The 3218-nt window shown below is 70.8% G+C and carries 4 protein-coding genes; 2 read left to right on the forward strand and 2 right to left on the reverse strand.

Features of this window, described 5'->3' with window-relative positions; genetic code table 11:
- The coding region (locus tag FV228_RS24610) for a ferredoxin:protochlorophyllide reductase (ATP-dependent) subunit N (RefSeq protein WP_147856960.1) at positions 1 to 705 on the reverse strand (705 nt) is incomplete at its 3' end.
- Between the two features lie 50 nt (positions 706 to 755).
- Positions 756 to 1262: a 2-vinyl bacteriochlorophyllide hydratase gene (gene bchF, locus FV228_RS24615; RefSeq protein ID WP_147856957.1), complete on the reverse strand. Its 507-nt coding sequence runs from the start codon at positions 1260 to 1262 to the stop codon at positions 756 to 758.
- A 325-nt stretch (positions 1263 to 1587) separates the two neighbouring features.
- Between bchF and FV228_RS24620 the strand changes: the two genes are divergently transcribed.
- Together FV228_RS24620 and FV228_RS24625 are read left to right on the forward strand one after the other, a co-directional pair.
- Positions 1588 to 2499, forward strand: a complete 912-nt coding sequence (locus FV228_RS24620; protein ID WP_147856958.1) for a cobalamin B12-binding domain-containing protein — start codon at positions 1588 to 1590, stop codon at positions 2497 to 2499.
- Between the two features lie 27 nt (positions 2500 to 2526).
- Positions 2527 to 3218, forward strand: a 692-nt coding sequence (locus FV228_RS24625; protein WP_246694024.1) for a PAS domain-containing protein, incomplete at its 3' end; no start/stop codon positions are given.

Below are 3218 nucleotides of genomic sequence, written 5' to 3' on the forward strand. Positions count from 1 at the left end.
GAACGGAGCGGCGAGGCGGTGGGCGCCGCGCTCGTCGAGGGCCCGGGCGGTATCGGCCAGGAATGGCTGGGCCAGCAGGTAGCGGGTGTTTCGTCCGACCGCCGGCATGGCTCCGGCGCGGCGGGCCGGAAGGAACCGGACGTCCGTGATCCCCATCGCGGAGAACATCCGGACGAACTGGTCCTCAACCACGTCCGCCAGTGCGCCGACGATCAGGAGCGACGGCTCTGCATCGGCGGATGACCGGGGCAACTCCGGCACGAGGGCGGCCAGGCAGGCATCCTCGCCCTGCGTGAAGGTCGTCTCGATGCCGGAGCCGGAATAGTTCAACACCCGCACCGGCGCGAGGCGCCCCGACAGGCGTTGGGCCGCCCGGGACAAATCGAGCTTGATCACCTCGGACGGGCAGGAGCCCACGAGGAACAGCAGCTTGATGTCGGGCCGGCGCTCGATCAGCCGGGTGACGACCCGGTCGAGTTCCTCGTTGGCGTCGGCGATGCCGGCGAGGTCGCGCTCGTCGATGATCGCAGTGGCGAAGCGCGGCTCGGCGAAGATCATCACCCCGGCCGCCGACTGGATCAAGTGGGCACAGGTGCGGGAGCCGACCACCAGGAAGAACGCGTCCTGGATCTTCCGGTGCAGCCAGACGATGCCGGTGAGCCCGCAGAACACCGCGCGCTGACCGTGCTCCTGATGGAAATCGATGCTGCCGCAGGCGGCCGATGTTGCAGTGACGGGCGGTTGGACGGGCGCGTTCACGACAGCGCCTCCGCCAGATGCGGCCGGTCGGCGTCGAGGCCTCCCAGGCGGGCGGCCCGGAGCTTGAGCAGGAACTGGCCGGCGTTGATCACGTAGGTGGCGTAGGCCGCCAGCGCGAGGATCAGCAGGGCCCGCTCATCCAGGGCGCCGGTGATCAGTGCGGCGAGGTAGGCGGTGTGGAGCGCAAGCACCAGCATGCTGACCACGTCCTCCCAGAAGAAGGCCGGGGCGAACAGCCAGCGGCCGAATACGACCTTTTCCCAAATCGAGCCGGTGACCATGATCGCGTAGAGTGCCAGGGTCTTGGCGACGACCGAAACTTGGGCGGCGAACAGGCCGTGCCCGGTGGCGAGCGCCCGCAGCACCAGGACCAGACTCACCAGGAAGATCAGGAATTGCAGCGGGGCGAGCAGCCCCTGCACCAGCGTCCAGGGCGAGGCGTCGCGTCTCTGGCGCTGGGCGGACGTGTAGAGCGGTCGTGATGGCCGGTCCCCGGGACCCATGCATCCGCTCCCCTGTGCTCGGCGACGCCCGTCGGGTGTCATCGTTGGCAGAGGCTAGGGCCGCGGCACCAAAAGTGTCAAGTCCGCTTGACGCCTTGTTGGAGTGACACCGGTTTGATATATTTTCTTTGTTCCAAGTCATTGCCAAGATCGACGGCTCAGGTATCGTTCCGAACGCTGGTCGACGCTTTCGATGGCTTGGCTGGTTCGATTCGAGGATCTGCGACGACGAAGACTTGAGAAGACCGGCGGGCAACGCCGCACTCGACGCGCTTGCGGAACCGCCGGCCCACCCGGGTCGGGGCCGCTTCTGGGAGGGATGCCGATGGGAGACTGGAGGCATTTCGGTGAGCGTCTGGATCCAGGTCCGATCGCGGGCGGATGCGGCGCGATGGGCGACGGACTGTCGGCCTACGGCGACGGGCCGCGGGTGCGCCACCAAGCCATCCCGCGCCCCTCCTCCGACGACAAGGCGGTGCCGGACGCGCTGGCCCGCCTGGTCGAGGCGGAGATCCTGCCCCGCCTGATGATGGCCCACCGGCCGGTCGGGCGCCGGGCCCAGAGCGACCGGGCGCCGAGCCCGGAGGAGATCGCGGCCTTCAGCGCCCTGCTTCTGGCCCCCGGGCCGATCGACCTGGACGGCCAGGTCTCCGCGCTGCGCGAGGGCGGGCTGCCGCTGCCGCGCCTGCTGCTCGACCTGCTCGCCCCGGCCGCGCGCCATCTCGGGGAACTCTGGGAGGAGGACGCCTGCGATTTCCTGGCCGTGACCGAGGGACTCGGCCGGCTGCAGGCGGTGAGCCGGCGCCTCTGCGCGCAGCTCGAGGACGAGACCGTGCCGGCCAACGGCCGCAGCGTGCTGCTGCTGCCCTGCCCCGGCGAGACCCACCATTTCGGCCTGTCGATCGTCGCGAGCTTCTTCCGCGAGGCCGGCTGGGACGTGACCACGGCGGTCCCCGGCCCCGGGGTCGATCCCCTGACCCTGCTGCGCGCGGAGTGGTTCGACGTGGTCGGCCTGTCACTGTCCTGCGACGTGTTCCTGCCGGCGCTGTCCGGCACCGTGACGGATGTCCGGAAAGCCTCCAGCAACCCGGAGGTCCGGGTCATCGTCGGCGGCCCGTATTTCGCGCGCTACGGCGGCGAGGCGGGCATCGTCGGGGCGGACGCTTGCGCGCCGGACGGCTGCTTGGCGCCGGCGACCGCCGAAGCTTTGCTGGACAGACGGGCCATGGCCTGCTGAAAGGGGCAAATTTTCAACTCTCACGCAATGGTGATCGTGACGCCCCAGCCTCACCCCACCCCGCAGCCGCCGCCTCAGGCGCTGCTCCAGGTGGCCGGCCACCTCGACGGAGAGGCGGTCGGACGCCTCGTCGCGGCATCGGCCGACCTGTCCCTGGTGGTGGATGCCGACGGGGTGATTCGGGATGCGACGGCGGCTGCCGACCTCGACGCCGAGAACATCCCCGGCTGGCTCGGGCGGCGCTGGATCGACACCGTGACGATCGAGAGCCGGCCGAAGGTCGACGCGCTGCTGCGCGACGCCCAGACCGGCGGCATCACCCGCTGGCGGCAGATCAACCACCCCTCCCCCAGCGGCGTCGACCTGCCGATCCGCTACGCCTCCCTGCGCTCGGTGGAGGGCGGCCCGATCCTGATCCTCGGCCGGGACATGCGGGCGGTGGCCGCGCTCCAGCGCCGGCTCACCGACGCCCAGCAGGCCCTTGAGCGCGACTACGACCGCCTGCGCGCCGCCGAGACCCGGTACCGGCTGCTGTTCCAGATCTCCGGCGAGCCGGTGCTGGTGCTCGATGCCGGCACCCGCCGGGTGATCGAGGCGAACCCCGCCGCCGCACGCCTGCTCGGCCGCCCGGCCAAGCGGCTGGCCGGCCAGGACGCGGTCGACCTGTTCGAGGCGGGCAGCGCCCGCTCCCTGGAAGCGCAGTTCGCCGCCCTGCGGGC

This window comes from Methylobacterium sp. WL18, from assembly GCF_008040015.1.
GTDB classification, from domain to species: Bacteria; Pseudomonadota; Alphaproteobacteria; order Rhizobiales; family Beijerinckiaceae; genus Methylobacterium; species Methylobacterium mesophilicum.

Coding starts and splice junctions, on each gene's coding strand:
- bchF (WP_147856957.1), bottom strand. CDS start 1,262: ATGGGTCCCGGGGACCGGCCATCACGACCGCTCTACACGTCCGCCCAG.
- FV228_RS24620 (WP_147856958.1), top strand. CDS start 1,588: ATGGGAGACTGGAGGCATTTCGGTGAGCGTCTGGATCCAGGTCCGATC.